A 16,072-nucleotide genomic window follows, 5' to 3' on the forward strand; every position below is an offset into this window, starting at 1 on the left:
GATAAGGCGCCGCCGCAACTGGAACCACAGCCAGCGGTGCATCCGTAACAGTAGGATTCGGTTTGGATGGTTTCGATAAGGTCGAGGCTTCCATGTTCGAGCAATTTGGTGAGGGTTAGGGGTTCGCCGTTTCGGTCGACGGCGGAAACCTCTTCCATTTGGTTGAAGTCGCAGTCGTAGAGGTTTCCGCGATAGTCTACTGAAAGCTGGTTGCGACACATCAACCCGTCTACCGTGTCGGGGTTGAAGTTCTCTTCGAGGAATCGGGTATAGGTGCGATCGAGGTTTTGACGTTGTAAAAACTGTTTGGTGCGTCCGATGGGAAGGTTGGTAATTGTCAGTAAGTGGTTAAAAACGATTCCGAAGTGTTGGCTGAGATGTTGTTTGTAAGCTTTTTCGAGTCCGGCTTGTGCGGGAGGAAGGGAAAATTTATCTTCTGAGGTGGGAATCGGCGGGTTGTAGACTAAATCTAATTTCAGTTCTGGATTTCGACCGTATCCTAATTGGTTCAACTGCTGTAAGGCGCGAATCGAACTGTCGAAGACGCCGTTTCCGCGCATTTTATCGACGTTTTCGGCGAGGTAGCAGGGAAGGGAGGCGACGACGCGAACTCGGTGTTTGGTGAAGTATTCGGGTAAGTCTTCGTAGCCGGGAACGAAGAAAATGGTGAGGTTCGATCGCACGATAATTTCTTTTCCGGTATGGCTGGCGGCTTCGATGAGGGGTTTGAAGCCGAAGTTCATCTCTGGCGCACCTCCGGTTAAATCGACGGTTTCGATTTGGGGAAAGCGATGAATGACTTCGAGGAGTTGGTTGCAGACTTCTTGGCTGAGTTCTTCGGTTCGGTTGGGACTGGCTTCGACGTGACAGTGGGTGCAGGCGAGGTTGCACTTTTTCCCGAGGTTGATTTGCAATACGGTGATTTTCTGTTTGGTGAGGGTTCGATCGAGTTTTCGATCGAACGGGGTGATGGAAACGGTTTTAGATCTCGGCGTCTGTACCATGAAGCGGTTTTGGGGATGGGTTTTCTGAGTCTGTTGGTTTTAGGTGGATACGCTAATTTTATAGGATACCGAAATTCTGGGTGTCGGGGCGAACGGTGTTCGCCCTTTACGGGTCTTGGTATTCTCAGGATACAAAGACCGCTCCAATTTTAAGAAAACTTCCTTATTCGACTTCGGAAAATGAAGCCACAAAATCGTCGATTTCCTCGAGATATGCTTGTTTGCTATCTTCGGGTAAAAACGACGCAGTAAACGAGTTTTTCGCCAACTGTACGATGTCTTGGCGGCTGAGGTTTAACCCGGTTTGGACTGCTTCAAGGTTTTCGAGAACGTAACCGCCGAAATAGGCGGGGTCGTCTGAGTTGATGGTGACGCATAAGCCGCGATCGAGCAGTTGTTTTAAGTTGTGCTTTTCGATAGAATCAAACACGCATAATTTGATGTTCGAGAGAGGACAAACGGTGAGAGGGATTCTGTCTCGATGCAATCTTTCGACTAATTTTTCGTCTTCGAGACAGCGAACGCCGTGGTCGATTCGAGAGACTTTGAGTAATTCTAACGCCTGCCAAATATACTCTGGAGGCCCTTCTTCTCCGGCGTGGGCGACGGTGAGGAAGCCGTTTTGACGGGCGCGATCGAACACCGTTTTAAACTTTGCTGGGGGATGTCCGATTTCGGAGGAGTCTAATCCTACGGCGACGATTTTATCTTGGTAAAAAATAGCTTTTTCTAGGGTTGCCATTGCCGCGTCTGCACTGAGATGGCGCAGGAAACAGAGGATTAATTTCGATGATATTCCGAACTCGCTTTTAGCCTCTTTTAAGGCGTAATATATCCCGTTTAAAACGGTTTCAAATTCGATGCCGCGATCGGTGTGAGTTTGAGGATCGAAAAAAATTTCGACGTGACGCAGGTTTTGACGGGCTGCTTTTTGGAAATACGCCCGCGTCAACTCGTAAAAATCCCGTTCCGTCTGCAATACGTTCGCGCCGGCGTAGTAAATATCGAGAAACGACTGTAAATCGGTAAATTGATAGGCGTTTCTCGCGGATTCGATGGATTCAAAGGGCAATGAAATGCCGTTACGCTGGGCGATGGAAAACATCAGTTCCGGTTCTAGGGTTCCTTCGAGATGAAGGTGAAGTTCGGCTTTGGGGATGTCTCGAAGAAAGGCGTTCATGGTGGCTTGAGGGCGAGGATCGATCTTATTTATTATTGTATACCTGTGGGAGTGACATAAGATATATAATATTTTCTATGTAAGTGGCTTTAGGTGGCTTTTGGCAAAAAACAGACTTGTTTTTGCCAAAAAATAACCCGAAATAGAAATACTTTTTCCCTAAAATCTTGCTTTTGTAGAGGATGAAATTAGCTGATATTTTTAAATTCATAAGAGATGTTTGGGGCTGTTGCCGTTAGGATGACAAGCAAAGTTTATGAAATTTTATGAAATTCCGAAACCGTTGGTGTAGGGGCGCAAATTTGCGCCCCTACCAGGGTATTGGGATCGTAAGCGATCGAATTACACCGCAATTTCAATAGACCCAGATGTTTTTACTCAGTACGCAGAAACCCGGCTTCTTAACAGAATTCTGTGGTTTCAGCGGTTGAAACGAAAAACCGGGTTTCTTGACCGACCAGTGCGTAACTCTCGCCGAATTACGACTATTGACAAAAAAAAATTATATGGTAACAACTAACGCCATTCTCCCTGAAACACGAACGCCGCCCAATAATAAGGATTGCGCCATTGCGGATTTTCCTCACCGCGCCACATCCGTAACTGCACCTCCCGCAACGCCTCAGATGGCGTCATCCCCTCCTCCAAATAATTCTGATAAAACTGTTCCATCAACCGCGCCGTCGAAGCATCGGAAACGCTCCACAAGGACGCAATTAACCGCGAAGTTCCCGCTTGGAAAAAGCCCCGCGTCAACCCCACGACGCCCTCGCCGCGAATATTGTCACCCACGGCGGTTTGACAGGCGCTCAACACCACCAAATCGGCGGGTAAATTGAGGTTGTAAATATCGTGTAACCGTAAATAGCCATCAACGGGATTTCCCGCTTCGTCCACCAGGGACAACGCCAACGCCGACAACCGAGGGTTGGTTTCGTCGAAACAGCCGTGTGTGGCCAGATGAACGATGCGGTAGTTGCTGAGTGCGTCGCTGAGTACCAGTTGCCGCTGGGCGTCAAACTCCACCGCCATCAAGGTTTCTGAAGACGGTAGCAACGCCGCCACCGTCTCAGCTTCGGCGGCGGTTCCCGGGAGGCGTCGGGGTGTGGTGTCGTAACAACTGCTGCGAAGCGGGTCGTCTTCGCCTCGGACGGTGGCGCGAGTGTCGTCTTCTCCCCCAAACACCGGATCGGCTACGACGGCCAGGGTTTGGCTGGGTTGCGATCGATTCCTGTGAAACTCACGCACTGTTCCGATGAGAGACGATGAAGGAGAATTGACGATTTCGTAATCCACCAACAGCGGCGCGTATTCTTCCTCTCCGGGGATGGCGAGAACGGCAAAGGGAAGGGTTTGTAAAATGCCGTCAGCGACGATGAGAAGCCGTTGGTCGCCTAATCGATCGGCAACTGGCGCGAGAATGGCGTCTGAGAGGGGACGGGCAACATTTTTCAAATCGCGGCTTCCGGCGTATGGGTCCGAGAGAACCCGGCGTAAGTCGTTGGCGAGTGTCGTAATCTCGTCCCGTGGGGGGAGTTCGATGCTGGAAATTGAATCTGGGGTAACGACCCAAACAAAACTGCGGTTTTCGCCGAGGGAATATTGCAACAGTACGGTTTCGTCATCGACTACTTGTCGCTGTACCGCTTCCAGGGTCAGGGGTTCGGGATATTTCAAGGCGGCAGCTTCTAGACTGGCTTGGCGAATTTCGGCTTCGACTTGTTGCAGTTGGATTTCGAGTTGCGAAATCTGATTGCGAATTTCCTCAACGGCGGCGTCGTCCGGTTCGCCACTGTTCCAGAGTTCCTGTTGTCGGATTGCAGCGGCGTTGAGTTGTTGTCGCAGTTGGGTTTCTCGTTGGGTGAGTTCGGGGGGGATACCGCGACGCATATCGATGTTAGCTTCGGCGAGGAGTTCGAGGAGAGAGCGGGTACGGGTGCGTTCGCTGGCGTGGAAGGCGCGGGCGTCGTAACCTGAGTTGGGTTGCTGTTGGTGCAGTTCCATCAACAGGTCGATGTAAAAGCTGTAATAGTCTTGGACGGTGGCGAAGTAGGAGGTTCGGAGTTCGGAACTGCTGAGTTCTAACCGCAAGTTTTCGAGGAGATCGATCGCTGCTTCAATGTGGGTGAGGGCGGCTTCGAGATTCCCTGATGTGCGATAAGTCCAAGCGAGGTTGTTGAGAGTTGTCGCCTCTCCGTCTCGGTTGCCGATTTCACGCTCGATCGACAAGGCTCGTTCGTAATAGTTTCGGGCTTGCTGGGGTTGTCCTAAGAGATTGTAGGCTAACCCAATGTTATTCAAAACGCCGGCGAGTCCGGTTCGATTTTCTACCTCTTGATATATGGATAAGGCTTGTTCGTAATACTCGAGAGCTTTCTGGAACTGTTCGAGTTCTTTATAGACGCCTCCCATGTTGGCCAGGGTATTCGCTTCTCCTGTTCGATCGCCCACTTCTCGCAACATTGGCAAAGATTGTTCGTAATATTCTAGGGCGGTCTGAAACTCTCCGAGGTTGTCGTAGACTGTTCCGATATTATTGAGGGTGGTGGCAACTCCTGCACGATCGCCCACTTCTCGCTCCATCGACAAGGTTTGATTGTAATAGTCTAAGGCTAACTGTAACTGTCCTAGTGTTTTGTAAACCCTCCCAATATTGTTGAGCGTAGATGCTTCTCCCGCGCGATCGCCCACTTGTCGAAAAATCACTAACGCTCGTTCGTAGGCATTCAGAGCTTCTTGTCGTTGTCCTAAGTTATCGTAGATACTTCCAATATTATTGAGAACAGAAGCTTCGCCATTTACATTTCCGACATCCCGCAGAATTAATAAAGCTCGATTGAAATACTCTAGGGCTTGCTGAGGCTTGCCGAGACTTTCGTAGGCGAAGCCGATGTTGTTCAGTGTCGCGGCTTCGGCATCTTGGTTTTGTAACTCTTGATGAACGCTTAAAGCTTTTTCGTAATAGTTGAGGGCTGAATTAACTTCCCCTATACTTTGAAAAATTGTCCCAATATTGTTAAGCGTAACGGCTTCAATTCTCTGATTTCCTAATTCGCGAAAAATGGGTAAAGCTTGTTGAAAATACTCTAGGGCTTGCAATCTCTGTCCCAGATTTTCGTAAAGCGAACCGATATTGTTGAGCGTTATCGCCTCTCGATTGCGGTTGCCAGTTTCTCGATCGAGAGCTAACGCTTGTTCGTAATATTCAAGTGCTGGCTGAAGTTGTCCCCACCCCTGATAGATACCACCGAGATTGTTAAGAAGCGTCGCTTCGACATCTCGATCGCCTACAGTTCGAGCCAACGACAAAGCTCGATCGAAATACTCGAGGGCTTGCTGTCGGTCTCCCAGGTTAGTATAGACAAAACCAATATTGCTCAGTGTTTTGGCTTCTTCTTCGCGATCGCCTAGCTCTTGATGGATGGACAACGCGCGATCGAGATAGTCTAGGGCAAGTCGAGGTTGCCCCAAAAACTGATAAGCTGTCCCGATGTTGTTCAGAGAAGAGGCTTCCTGAGATCGATCGCTCGCTTCCCGCGCCAACATCAAGGCTTGCTGGTAATACTCGAGAGCTTGCTGTACCTGTCCTGAGAGATGGTATACCTCACCAATACCCAATAAAATAGCCATCTCCCCTTCTCGATCGCCCACCTGTCGATGAATCGGTAAAGCTTGCTGGTAATACTCGAGAGCTTGCTGCAATTCTCCGAGCGCGTAGTACGCTTGACCCATATAGCGAAGCGTTTTGGCTTCGTTTTCAGGCTGTCGGAGTTGTCGATACAGTTCGAGGCTGCGTTCCCAAATGGCGATCGCGGCTTGACGGGATTCCATCGTCGCTTGTTCGCTGAGAGCGAACCCTTCCTCAAACAAGCGATCGGCTTCAGCTTGGCGGCTTTCCTGTACTTGCGTCTCGCTATCTTCTCGAGGCTGCGCCACCGCTGCATTAAGATTTCCGGCAATTCCCCCACTCAGGGCGATCGACACCGCGATTATCGCCCCTGCCCAACCTTTTTTCGAGAATCCTGCCACAGATCCTCGGCTGAACTCGGGCGAACGCCGTTCGCCCCTACAGACATCTCTGGCATGATTTTGGAAAATTGGTATCGAACTCAACTTCGCCATCTCCCGACAGTCTCCATCCGTTCGTCTCAACTGTACCGCCACGTTGCGAGACAGTTTCAATTCCGTTTTAATCAGATTTTTCCCGAATCGCTACCCTCGGACAGTTAAACTACAGGGTAGGGGGATTTCCTGTTATGCAAGGGTTTGACTCAAAAATGTTTTCATTCAGCTTTATTCTCGCCATCGCACTCGTCGCCAAGGGTTCCACCCTCGCCCAACTCGACGGTAACTATCCCGCCTTCGAGCCGCGCGTCGAACCCACACAAGACGGGACGCGAGGCACCGGAACGCGCGGTCCCGTTCGCGACGGCGGCACTTGTATCGCAGAAGGCGCGGAGATCGCGCTCCTCGTCCCTGCCAACAGTCCCCTTACCACCGAGGCGTTACCGGGATTTCTGGCAGTGTTGCCCCTGGTGACGGAAGAAGGGGTCGATCGTGGCGAACTGCGGATTTTCGACGAGGAAGGTTCTCTCTATCGTTCCACGTTCCCGCTTCCCGATACCGGGGGAACCATCGCCCTCTCCCCCCCAGAAATCCCCGAACTCGAACCAGACGTCACTTACAATTGGTCGGTTCGCATTCTCTGCAACGAGGTGGATAACAGCCAAAATCCCATCAGCGTGGGCGAGTTTCGCATCGTCGAACCGACGCCAGAGGTTCGCGACGCTCTCGGAAGCGACAGCTGTACGGAACGGCCGGCACTGTGCGCCCGCGATGGCATTTGGTACGATTCCCTCGAAGGCTTATTTGAAGCGCGACTGGCCGATCCTGACAACGAGGAACTCGACGCCGCTTGGAAATCTTTGTTAGAGTCGGCAGAGTTGGGCGAGTATGCGGAAATTCCCCTCGTCGGACGCTGGGCTTTTGACGAGTGAGCGGTAATGGGGCAAGGGTTTCGAGGTTGGCTGTGGCAGTGGCGCGGCGCGATCGCCTCGATTCCTAGCGTCACGGCTATTCTGGCTCTGTTGCGCTTGGCGGGCGCGTTGCAACCCTTGGAACTGGCGGCTTACGATGGGCTGTTGCGTTGGCGTCCGCCCGAACCCCCCGCCTCCCGCGTGATGTTGGTGGGCGTGACGGAAAAGGATATTACGGAAACTTTAGGGCGTCCGGTTTTGTCGGATGGGGAACTGGCGCAACTTCTCGAAAGGATTCGCGAGGCGAATCCTCGCGCCATCGGCCTCGATATTTACCGGGATTTGCCCCATCCTCCTGGTTCCGATCGCCTCGATCGCGTCTTCGCTACCACTCCCAATCTTATCGGTATTCGGAAAGTCGTGGGCTGGAACGGCAATCCTCCCATCGACGCCAATGCTATTTTGACAGAAGCGGGGCAAGTCGGCGCCAACGACGTGAAAAGCGACGATGATGGGAAGATGCGGCGGGCGTATTTGTTTATTCGATCGACCGACAGCGAACTCGTGACGGGGTTGGGGTTGCAGTTAGCTCAACAGTACCTCAAACCTTACAACATCGAACCGGAACCCGCCCCCCAAGACCCCGATACGATGCAGTTGGGGGCGGCGAGGTTTCCCCAGTTTCGAGGCGACGATGGGGGCTATGTGAGAGCCGACGATAGCGGCTATCAGATTCTTATCGATTATCGCAACAGTTCGATCGATCGCGTTTCCCTCACGGATATCCTCTCGGGAAGGGTATCGCCGGACTTTTTCCGCGATCGCATCGTTTTAATCGGTTACGTGGCGGAAAGTGCCAACGACATTCATTTGACGCCCCTCGGATATATGACGGGGGTGGAAATTCAAGGCCATATTACCCGTCAGATTATCGCCACGGCGTTGGGAGAACGTCCGCCGATTCGATCGCTCTCGGAACCCGTTGAATGGCTGTGGATTCTGTCCTGGATTGTGCTGGCGTCTCTGTGGAGTTGGCAGAAACGCCATGTTTTTGAAGCCTCTCGTTTGTCGGTTTCGTTGTGGCTTGGCTGGGGCGTTTTGGGAATTGGCGTTTTCGCGGCAGTTTGGGCGGCTTTTGCACGAGGATGGTGGCTTCCTGTGGTGCCGCCACTGTTGGGAATTTTTGGTTCGGCGGCGGCCATCGCCATTTATTTGGCAGCCAGTGCGACGCAGCTTCGTCGGATTTTCGGTCGTTACATTACCGACGAAGTGGTGGCGACGTTGCTGGAAACGCCGGAAGGCTTAAATTTTCAATGTCGCCGACAAGTCGTTACGATTTTAATGTCGGATCTGCGGGGGTTTTCGACGCTTTCAGAACAGTTGACGCCGGAACGAGTGGTGGAACTCCTCGATATTTATCTCGCAGAAATGACCGATATTATTACCTATTATAAAGGTACGATTAACGAGTTTATCGGAGATGGTATTTTAGTATTTTTTGGGGCGCCCATTTCTGCCGAAGATGATATCGATCGCGCGATCGCCTGTGCCTTGGCGATGGAAGCGGCAATGCCCAAAATCAATCAAAAATTAACCGGAAAAAATCTCCCAGAAATCCAAATGGGCATCGGCATCAATACCGGAGAAGTCGTAGTCGGAAATATCGGCTCGTCTAAACGGGCGAAATGGTCGGTGATTGGCAGTCATATTAACCTGGCAGCTAGAATTGAGTCCTGTACGGTAGGCGGTCAGGTGTTGATTTCAGACTCGACAAAACAGGGTGTTTTAGGACAGTTAAATATCGATCGAACCTTTGAGATTGAAGTCAAAGGCTTTGAAAATTCAATTTTAATTCACGATGTTACAGGAATTTCAGGAAAGTATTCGTTAAAACTTCCCTCCGTTGAAGAAGAACTGGTCAAACTTTCCGAACCCGTAGAAGTTTTATATCGAGAACTTTCAGGGAAATCAGTACGAGATATCTCGAATACGGGGCGAATTTTACAGCTATCCGATTGCGCGGCGGAAATTCAAGGAAACTCGATTGAGGAACCTCTAACCAATCTAAAAATCAATATCACCAACGGCGAAGGGGTTGGAATTGGAGATATTTACGCCAAAGTCACCCGACGCCAGGAAGATGACGAAACGCGGTTTTACGTGCGGTTTACGGCGAAAACACCTCAACTTGACGCACTGCTTCGGCGATGTTCTCTCGATTTGAAAGGGGTTTAAAAAAGGGTTTGAAGAACAAGTAAAAATGGCGATCGAAGTCGTTAAAATGGTTCTAGAATCGTTGAACTCGCAATATATTTTAACTTAAATTCATAAAAATTATCGGTTTGCTTGAAAGCCAGTGTTCTAAAATATGGGTCGATCGAATGGAGTGCATCTCACTTTTGTAAAAATATGAGTTTGACGTAGCAAAAGTTGCGTAGGTTGGGTGTAGCGAAAGCGAAACCCAACAACAGCTCAATTCATTGCAGAGACTCCAATCTGATAAACTTACATTTCTGAGATGCACCCGATCGAATGTCGGAACTGTCTGACACTTCGCTGGTATTTTGAGTTGACTGAAAAATATATAGCAACCTTAAACAGTTAGCCAACAAACATCGAGAGAACTCCATCTTTCCTGAAATGTCCAACATCTTCAAAATGCCAAAAACTTGGAGTAAAACTCCTCTGTGGGGGTTTAATGACGCTGTTTTTGTAAATCAGTTGACGTTCCTATAAACAGAATAAAAAAGACTGAAATCCAGCAAAAAAACATACATTCGGCGTTCGATCGACCTGTTTTTAGACATTAACTAAAAGCAAAAAATGGCCTATAACAAGCCCAACTTCAAAGAAAAATACGATAACTTCATTAACGGAAAATGGGTCGCCCCCGTTGACGGACGATACTTTGAAAACCCCTCTCCCGTCGATGGCAGCATCCTGGCGAAAGTGGCACAATCCAATCGCAAAGACATCGATATTGCCGTCGAATCCGCTTGGAAAGCCGCCGCAACTTGGAACAAAACCTCAGTTTCCGAACGCAGTCAACTCTTACTGAAAATCGCCGATCGATTAGAAGAAAACCTGGAAACTTTAGCCGTTGTCGAAACCTGGGATAACGGAAAATCCGTTCGAGAAACCTTAGCGGCGGACATACCCCTGAGTATCGATCACTTTCGCTATTTCGCCAGCGTCATTCGCGGCGAAGCCGGAGAAATTTCCGATCTCGACAGCAACACAGTTTCCCTCGAAATTCACGAACCCCTGGGCGTTGTCGCGCAAATTATTCCCTGGAATTTTCCCATTTTAATGGCGACTTGGAAACTCGCCCCCGCCCTAGCTGCGGGAAACTGCGTGATTTTAAAACCCGCCGAACAAACACCCCTTTCGATTCTATTTGTCATCGAACTCATCGCCGATTTATTACCCCCTGGGGTGGTGAACGTTGTCAACGGATTTGGACCCGAAGCCGGAAAACCTTTAGCCAGCCATCCCGATGTGAAAAAAGTCGCGTTTACGGGAGAAACCACCACGGGGCGGTTGATTATGCAATACGCTTCGGAAAACATTATCCCCGTCACCTTGGAACTGGGTGGGAAATCTCCCAATGTTTTCTGTGAAAGCGTTATGGCGAAAGACGACGAATTTCTCGACAAAGCCATCGAAGGATTCGTCATGTTTGCGTTGAATCAAGGCGAAGTTTGTACCTGTCCCTCTCGGGCGTTGATTCAAGAGAGCATTTACGATGAATTTATCGCCCGTTGTCTCCAGCGAGTGGAGGCGATTCGATTGGGAGACCCCCTCGATTCAACCACTATGATGGGGGCGCAAGCATCGAAAGACCAATACGAGAAGATTCTCAATTATATCGACATTGGCAAACAGGAAGGGGCAGAAATTTTAATCGGCGGAAACGCCTACGACAACCCCGCACGTCCCAACGGCTACTACATCGAACCGACGGTGTTTAAGGGTCATAACAAGATGCGGATTTTCCAAGAGGAAATTTTCGGCCCGGTGGTAAGCGTTACCACGTTTAAAGACGAAGCCGAGGCGTTGGAGATTGCTAACGATACCATTTACGGTTTGGGGGCTGGGGTTTGGACTCGCGACGTTCACGAAATGCAGACCTTGAGTCGCGGTATTGAAGCGGGACGGGTTTGGTGCAATTGCTATCATTTATATCCCGCTCATGCGTCCTTTGGCGGTTATAAGAAATCTGGCATCGGACGGGAAACTCACAAGATGATGCTCGACCATTATCGTCATACAAAAAACCTGTTGGTGTCTTATGATAAGCAGCCTTTAGGCTTTTTCTAATTCCTGATTTCTGAGTTTTGACTGCTTTTTGGTAGATTGGATTAAGTTATCAAAATTCAATCTACCAAATTGAATTTTGTAGAGAGTTTGAATATGATTGTAGAACGAGTTTCGATTACTGAAAAGGCGAAAGAAATTATCGATCGACTAAAAGCCGAACACGGCGAACTGATGTTTCATCAAAGCGGCGGATGCTGCGATGGTTCGGCGCCAATGTGCTTCGCGGTGGGCGATTTTCGACTCGGTTCGCGAGATGTTTGTTTGGGGGAAATTCACGGCTGTAAGTTCTATATGGCATCGGATCAGTTTGCATATTATAAGTATATGCAGGTTAAAATTGATGTCACTGAAGGCAGAGGATCGAGTTTTTCGTTGGAAATTCCCCTCGGCGTTCGCTTTCTCACGGTATCTCGGCTGTTTACCGATGAAGAATTGCCCCATGTTAGAGCCGTTGAAATGGTAGAATTGTAGAACCCCAAAATTGGGGAAATACCTCAGAAACCCGGTATCTTGTTGTAGATACCGGGTTTCTCGCCATCGCGAAACTGTGTTGTTGCGTAGTTGCGTAGGTTAGGTGTAGCGAAAGCGAAACCCAACAACAGTAAGCTTTATTGCGTCTACAAATATCTATTACAAATATCTATAGTAGGGTTATCAAAACTTGTTATGATTCATCAAATTTCGGAGCGATCGCGCATCAATCCCGATTTGGCAATTTCTGCCGGATCGGGAAGTTTTAAATTGGCGTATTCTTCGTATATAATATTGAAAAATTCTTTCACTTTGCGCTCAAAGGGTTCTCGTCCGAATTCTAAACCACGATCGAACGCTTTTTGACTCAATCTTTCCAGTAATTCCGGTTGCTGAATCAGTTGCTGAGTTCGGGCGCAAAGTTGCTCGATCGAATCGATTAAAAACCCCGATTTTCCCGATTCAACAATTTCCCGCTGTCCGCCACCGTTAAAAACCACAGGAACGCAATAATTTTGCATCGCTTCTACTGTCGCCATTCCGAAATGTTCAAAGCGTTCGGGATCGAATTCGTGCAACCCGCTTAAATGCCAGAATATTTTCGCTGTTGCATAGAGCGATTTCAATTCGTCCAATTCGGCGTTAACATGCAGTTCTACCGTCCCCGAAACGGCGCTAACGCGCTTTTGCACCTGTTGTAAATAGCCGTTTTTAGGCGTACTTCCGCCGACGATAACCAGTTTCCAGGTTTGAGCGATGTCTGGATTTTCACCACAGAGTCGATCGAACGCTTCAACCAGTTCCAGTTGTTTCTTGGTTCCCCCTTCTTCAAACCGTCCAACGGCTAGAATCATATTCTCTTTAATATTATCTTTAATCTTCTCATTTTCTCGTTTTTCTCCCGCCATTTCTACAGGAGGATAAATCAACAAACTGGGATTGAGACGCCAACGTTTTTGAAGCCATTTTGTGGTATAATTACTATTTACCACAATAAAAGTATATCGATCGACCGCAAAATACGCCTCGCGATAGCTGTCGGGGAAGTGACAGAAAAAGACCGAAATCGGCGAAAGCGGCGTAACTTTCGTCAGTTGGTTAGCGTTGAGAAAAATATCGTAGTGCTGACTTTCTCGGGCGATCGCATCGAACGGATTTTTCTTATCCGCCGTCACCCAAGTCGCATCGATATGACGAGCGCCCCGCTTCTCAAAAAACGGTAACGGCACGATTTTGACAGAACATTGAGATAAATCCAAACCGTACCAGGATTCTAACTGGGCGATCGAAACCGAACGGTTGCCAACAAACGTAATCTCAAACTGGTCTTGTAAAATCGAAGCCAGCGTCGCCAAATATCGCTGTCCGCCGCCAATAAAATGCAGTGCGGGATCGTAAATCGCCATCGACGGTTTGCGATAGCCGAGAATCACCTCCACCCGCGCCAAAAGCTTATCGATATCCCGCGCCCCGTACACCGGCGCCAACCGCTGACAGAGTTTCGGTAACACCGCATTCACCGTTTCAGCCCGGTGACATTCCATGAGTTTTTTAAACGTCACCAACAGCGTATCGTAGAGTAAACTGTAGTGTTTTTCGATCCAAAAAACCGAAGTTTGAACCCCGTGTAACAATTCCTGGGGTTCGTGTTTCGCCAAATATAAAAAGCGGTTGCGATTGCAAAAATAGGCGGTCAACCCCGTTCCCGAACTCGACCCACCGCCCTCGTGTTCCACCAAGGCTTGGGGAACGTAATGCAGCGGCCAGCCCTCGTTATAACAGCGTTTCGAGTATTCCACATCCTCGAAATACATGACGAACTCTTCGTCCACCGGCCCCACGTGGTCCAAACATTCCCGACGAAACAGCGTCGCCGCCCAACATAACCCCTCCACTTCCATCGGTTCCTCGAACTGTCCCTCGTCCGCTTCTCCGAAACCGATGTCTTCCCAGTAATAATCGGGAAGTCGCCGATGACCGACACTGTTAATGCGCCCGTCGGGAAAGCAAATTTTCCCCGCCGCTGCACCCACGCGGAAATGGTCTTCTAGGTAATCGACGAGGAGGCGCAACCAGTCCGGGCTAACGCGGGCGTCGTTGTTGAGAAACGCCACATATTCCCCCTGAGACAGTTCCACCCCCAAGTTGAGGGCGGCGGCGAAGTTGTTGCTGGGGTTGACGAGGGTGCGAACCTCGGGAAACTGGCGGTTGATATACTCGATCGAACCGTCTTTCGACCCGTTATCGACGGCGATAATTTCGATGCGATCGCTGGGATAGTTTAAGGCTTGCACCGACTCGAAACAACCTCGGAGATGGCGCAAGCCGTTGTAATTGACAATAACAAACGAACAAAACGGAAGAGATTGGGTCATGAGGGGGTCTGATGGCGTTCGCGGATTAACCGTTCGATGGCGCGTTTGTGCTGGCGTTGGGTGGTCGCGATGCGATCGATCTGCTGTTGCAAGTTATTGATGGCGGCGTCGTAATCCTGGGTATCGCGGCTTTCCAGGCTGTCGAGTCGTTGGGAGAGGCGATCGATATCTCGGCGACATTCCGCCACGCGATCGAGCAACACCTCCGCCACGCGAGCGTTTGCGCCGTTGTACGCCACCTGACGCATCAAAATCGGCTTGAGAACCTTACGACCGATTTTCCGCACCTTCCCCAACAGACGCCCCAAGCGGTTCAACGGGGCGAGGGGAACGTTATAAATATCCGCCCCCCGCTGCATCAATCGCAAATCTTCCTCTTCCCCATCTCGCAGCGTCTCCACCGACTCCCCCATCGGCGACGGCGCGTCTTCAATTCCAATTTCCGCCGAGAGGCTTTGGCGCACCTGGCGCAGGATTTTCGCGTTGTCCACAGTTCAGTATTTCCCGTTGAACTTCAACTCACCGTTCAGACTAACTCGATTTGACAGTCATCACCGACCATAAAGCGCAAGGCTTTGGGACGGGGGCGGGCGGCGCCGACATGGGCGCGACGACCGATTAAGCTATCGACGATGCGTTGGTGAATCCCTTCGATTTTTGCCTCTTGCAAGATTACACTGTGTTCGAGATCCGCGTCGATCAAGCTCACGTTGTCGGCGATGCTGCTGTAGGGGCCGATAAAGCAGTTTTCGATGTGACAATTTTCGCCGATGACCACCGGACCGCGAATCGAGGAGTTTTTAACGGTGGTTCCGCGACCGATTTTCACCCGTCCTATCGCTTGGCTGTCGCCGTCGAGTTCGCCGTAAATCTCGGTTCGGACGTCGCTATCGAGGATGATTTGGTTAGCGCTGAGGAGATCGTCTTTTTTCCCGGTGTCCAACCACCACCCCTCTAAAATTCGGGATTCGACGGGTTGCGATCGATCGATCAAGTTTTGAATGGCGTCGGTAATTTCCAACTCTCCTCGCGCGGAAGGTTTGATTTGCGCGATCGCCTCGTGAACTTTGGGGGAAAAGTAATAAATTCCCACCAGGGCTAAATTAGACGGCGGAACTTGTGGTTTTTCCACCAGTTGCAACACCCGCCCGGACTCGTCCACTTTCGCCACCCCGAAAGCAGTGGGGTTATCTACAGGGCGCAGCAAAATCAAGGCGTCCAGTTTGTGGGTTGTGAAATCCTGGAGAAACGGCGTCAAATCGCTTTGAATCAGGTTGTCGCCCAAATACATAATGAAGGGCGAGTCGCCGAGAAACGGTTGCGCCACTTTGACGGCGTGGGCGAGTCCAGCGGGTTCTTCTTGAAGAATGTAGGTGATGTTGGCACCGAATCGATCGCCTTTTCCCGTCAGGTTTTGGACTTCCTCCCCCGTTTCGGGGCTGATAATAATGCCAATATCGGTGATTCCAGCAGCGACGATTCCTTCAATTCCGTACCAGAGAATCGGCTTGTTGGCCACGGGAACCAGTTGTTTCGCCCCCGTGTAGGTTAGCGGACGAAGTCGGGTTCCTTTTCCACCGGAGAGAATCAGTGCTTTCATCGTGAGGAAATCTATTACAACGACGGGTTAGCGGTTCGATCGCGTTCGTATTATAGACCTAGGCGATCGATGTGCGATCGCGCCACCTGGGACGTCAGCACCCCCGGCTGAAGCACGGGGGCTTCATGCCTCCAGCTTCAGGTAGC

The 16,072-nt window shown here is 50.1% G+C and carries 10 protein-coding genes; 4 read left to right on the forward strand and 6 right to left on the reverse strand.

The annotated features are described in order from the left end of the window. The 3 genes from arsS to ACP5D4_RS14300 form a co-directional block, all read right to left on the reverse strand. A partial coding sequence (gene arsS, locus ACP5D4_RS14290) for an arsenosugar biosynthesis radical SAM (seleno)protein ArsS (RefSeq protein ID WP_428012293.1) occupies positions 1 to 1,004 on the reverse strand: 1,004 nt, incomplete at its 3' end. A 163-nt stretch (positions 1,005 to 1,167) separates the two neighbouring features. Then, a complete protein-coding gene (locus ACP5D4_RS14295) occupies positions 1,168 to 2,184 on the reverse strand; it encodes an adenosine deaminase (protein WP_428012294.1) in 1,017 nt (338 codons plus the stop codon). Between the two features lie 516 nt (positions 2,185 to 2,700). Continuing rightward, a complete protein-coding gene (locus ACP5D4_RS14300; protein ID WP_428012295.1) occupies positions 2,701 to 6,366 on the reverse strand; it encodes a CHAT domain-containing tetratricopeptide repeat protein in 3,666 nt (1,221 codons plus the stop codon). Between the two features lie 95 nt (positions 6,367 to 6,461). On the opposite strand from ACP5D4_RS14300, the gene ACP5D4_RS14305 reads away from it, so the two are divergent. The 4 genes from ACP5D4_RS14305 (at position 6,462) to ACP5D4_RS14320 (ending at position 11,951) form a co-directional block, all read left to right on the forward strand. Then, positions 6,462 to 7,181, forward strand: a complete 720-nt coding sequence (locus tag ACP5D4_RS14305; RefSeq protein ID WP_428012296.1) for a DUF928 domain-containing protein — start codon at positions 6,462 to 6,464, stop codon at positions 7,179 to 7,181. Positions 7,182 to 7,187: 6 nt separating this feature from the next. Beyond that, positions 7,188 to 9,395 carry a CHASE2 domain-containing protein gene (locus tag ACP5D4_RS14310; RefSeq protein WP_428012297.1) on the forward strand — a complete coding sequence of 736 codons (2,208 nt, stop codon included), beginning with the start codon at positions 7,188 to 7,190 and terminating at the stop codon, positions 9,393 to 9,395. 588 nt (positions 9,396 to 9,983) lie between these two features. After that, positions 9,984 to 11,480: an aldehyde dehydrogenase family protein gene (locus ACP5D4_RS14315; protein ID WP_428012298.1), complete on the forward strand. Its 1,497-nt coding sequence runs from the start codon at positions 9,984 to 9,986 to the stop codon at positions 11,478 to 11,480. 93 nt (positions 11,481 to 11,573) lie between these two features. Next, a complete protein-coding gene (locus ACP5D4_RS14320) occupies positions 11,574 to 11,951 on the forward strand; it encodes a DUF779 domain-containing protein (protein ID WP_428012299.1) in 378 nt (125 codons plus the stop codon). Positions 11,952 to 12,154: 203 nt separating this feature from the next. On the opposite strand, the gene ACP5D4_RS14325 is transcribed toward ACP5D4_RS14320, so the two are convergent. Genes ACP5D4_RS14325 through ACP5D4_RS14335 form a run of 3 tightly spaced genes read right to left on the reverse strand, consistent with a single transcriptional unit; the run spans position 12,155 to position 15,926 of the window. Then, positions 12,155 to 14,326: a glycosyltransferase gene (locus tag ACP5D4_RS14325; protein ID WP_428012300.1), complete on the reverse strand. Its 2,172-nt coding sequence runs from the start codon at positions 14,324 to 14,326 to the stop codon at positions 12,155 to 12,157. Next, complete coding sequence (locus ACP5D4_RS14330) at positions 14,323 to 14,817, reverse strand: hypothetical protein (protein WP_428012301.1); 495 nt, start codon at positions 14,815 to 14,817, stop codon at positions 14,323 to 14,325. Before ACP5D4_RS14330 ends, ACP5D4_RS14325 begins: the two co-directional genes overlap by 4 nt. A 35-nt stretch (positions 14,818 to 14,852) precedes the next feature. Next, a complete protein-coding gene (locus ACP5D4_RS14335) occupies positions 14,853 to 15,926 on the reverse strand; it encodes a glucose-1-phosphate thymidylyltransferase (protein ID WP_428012302.1) in 1,074 nt (357 codons plus the stop codon). Positions 15,927 to 16,072: the final 146 nt, after the last annotated feature.

The organism is Baaleninema sp. (assembly GCF_049974805.1).
Lineage (GTDB): Bacteria > Cyanobacteriota > Cyanobacteriia > Cyanobacteriales > Geitlerinemataceae > Baaleninema.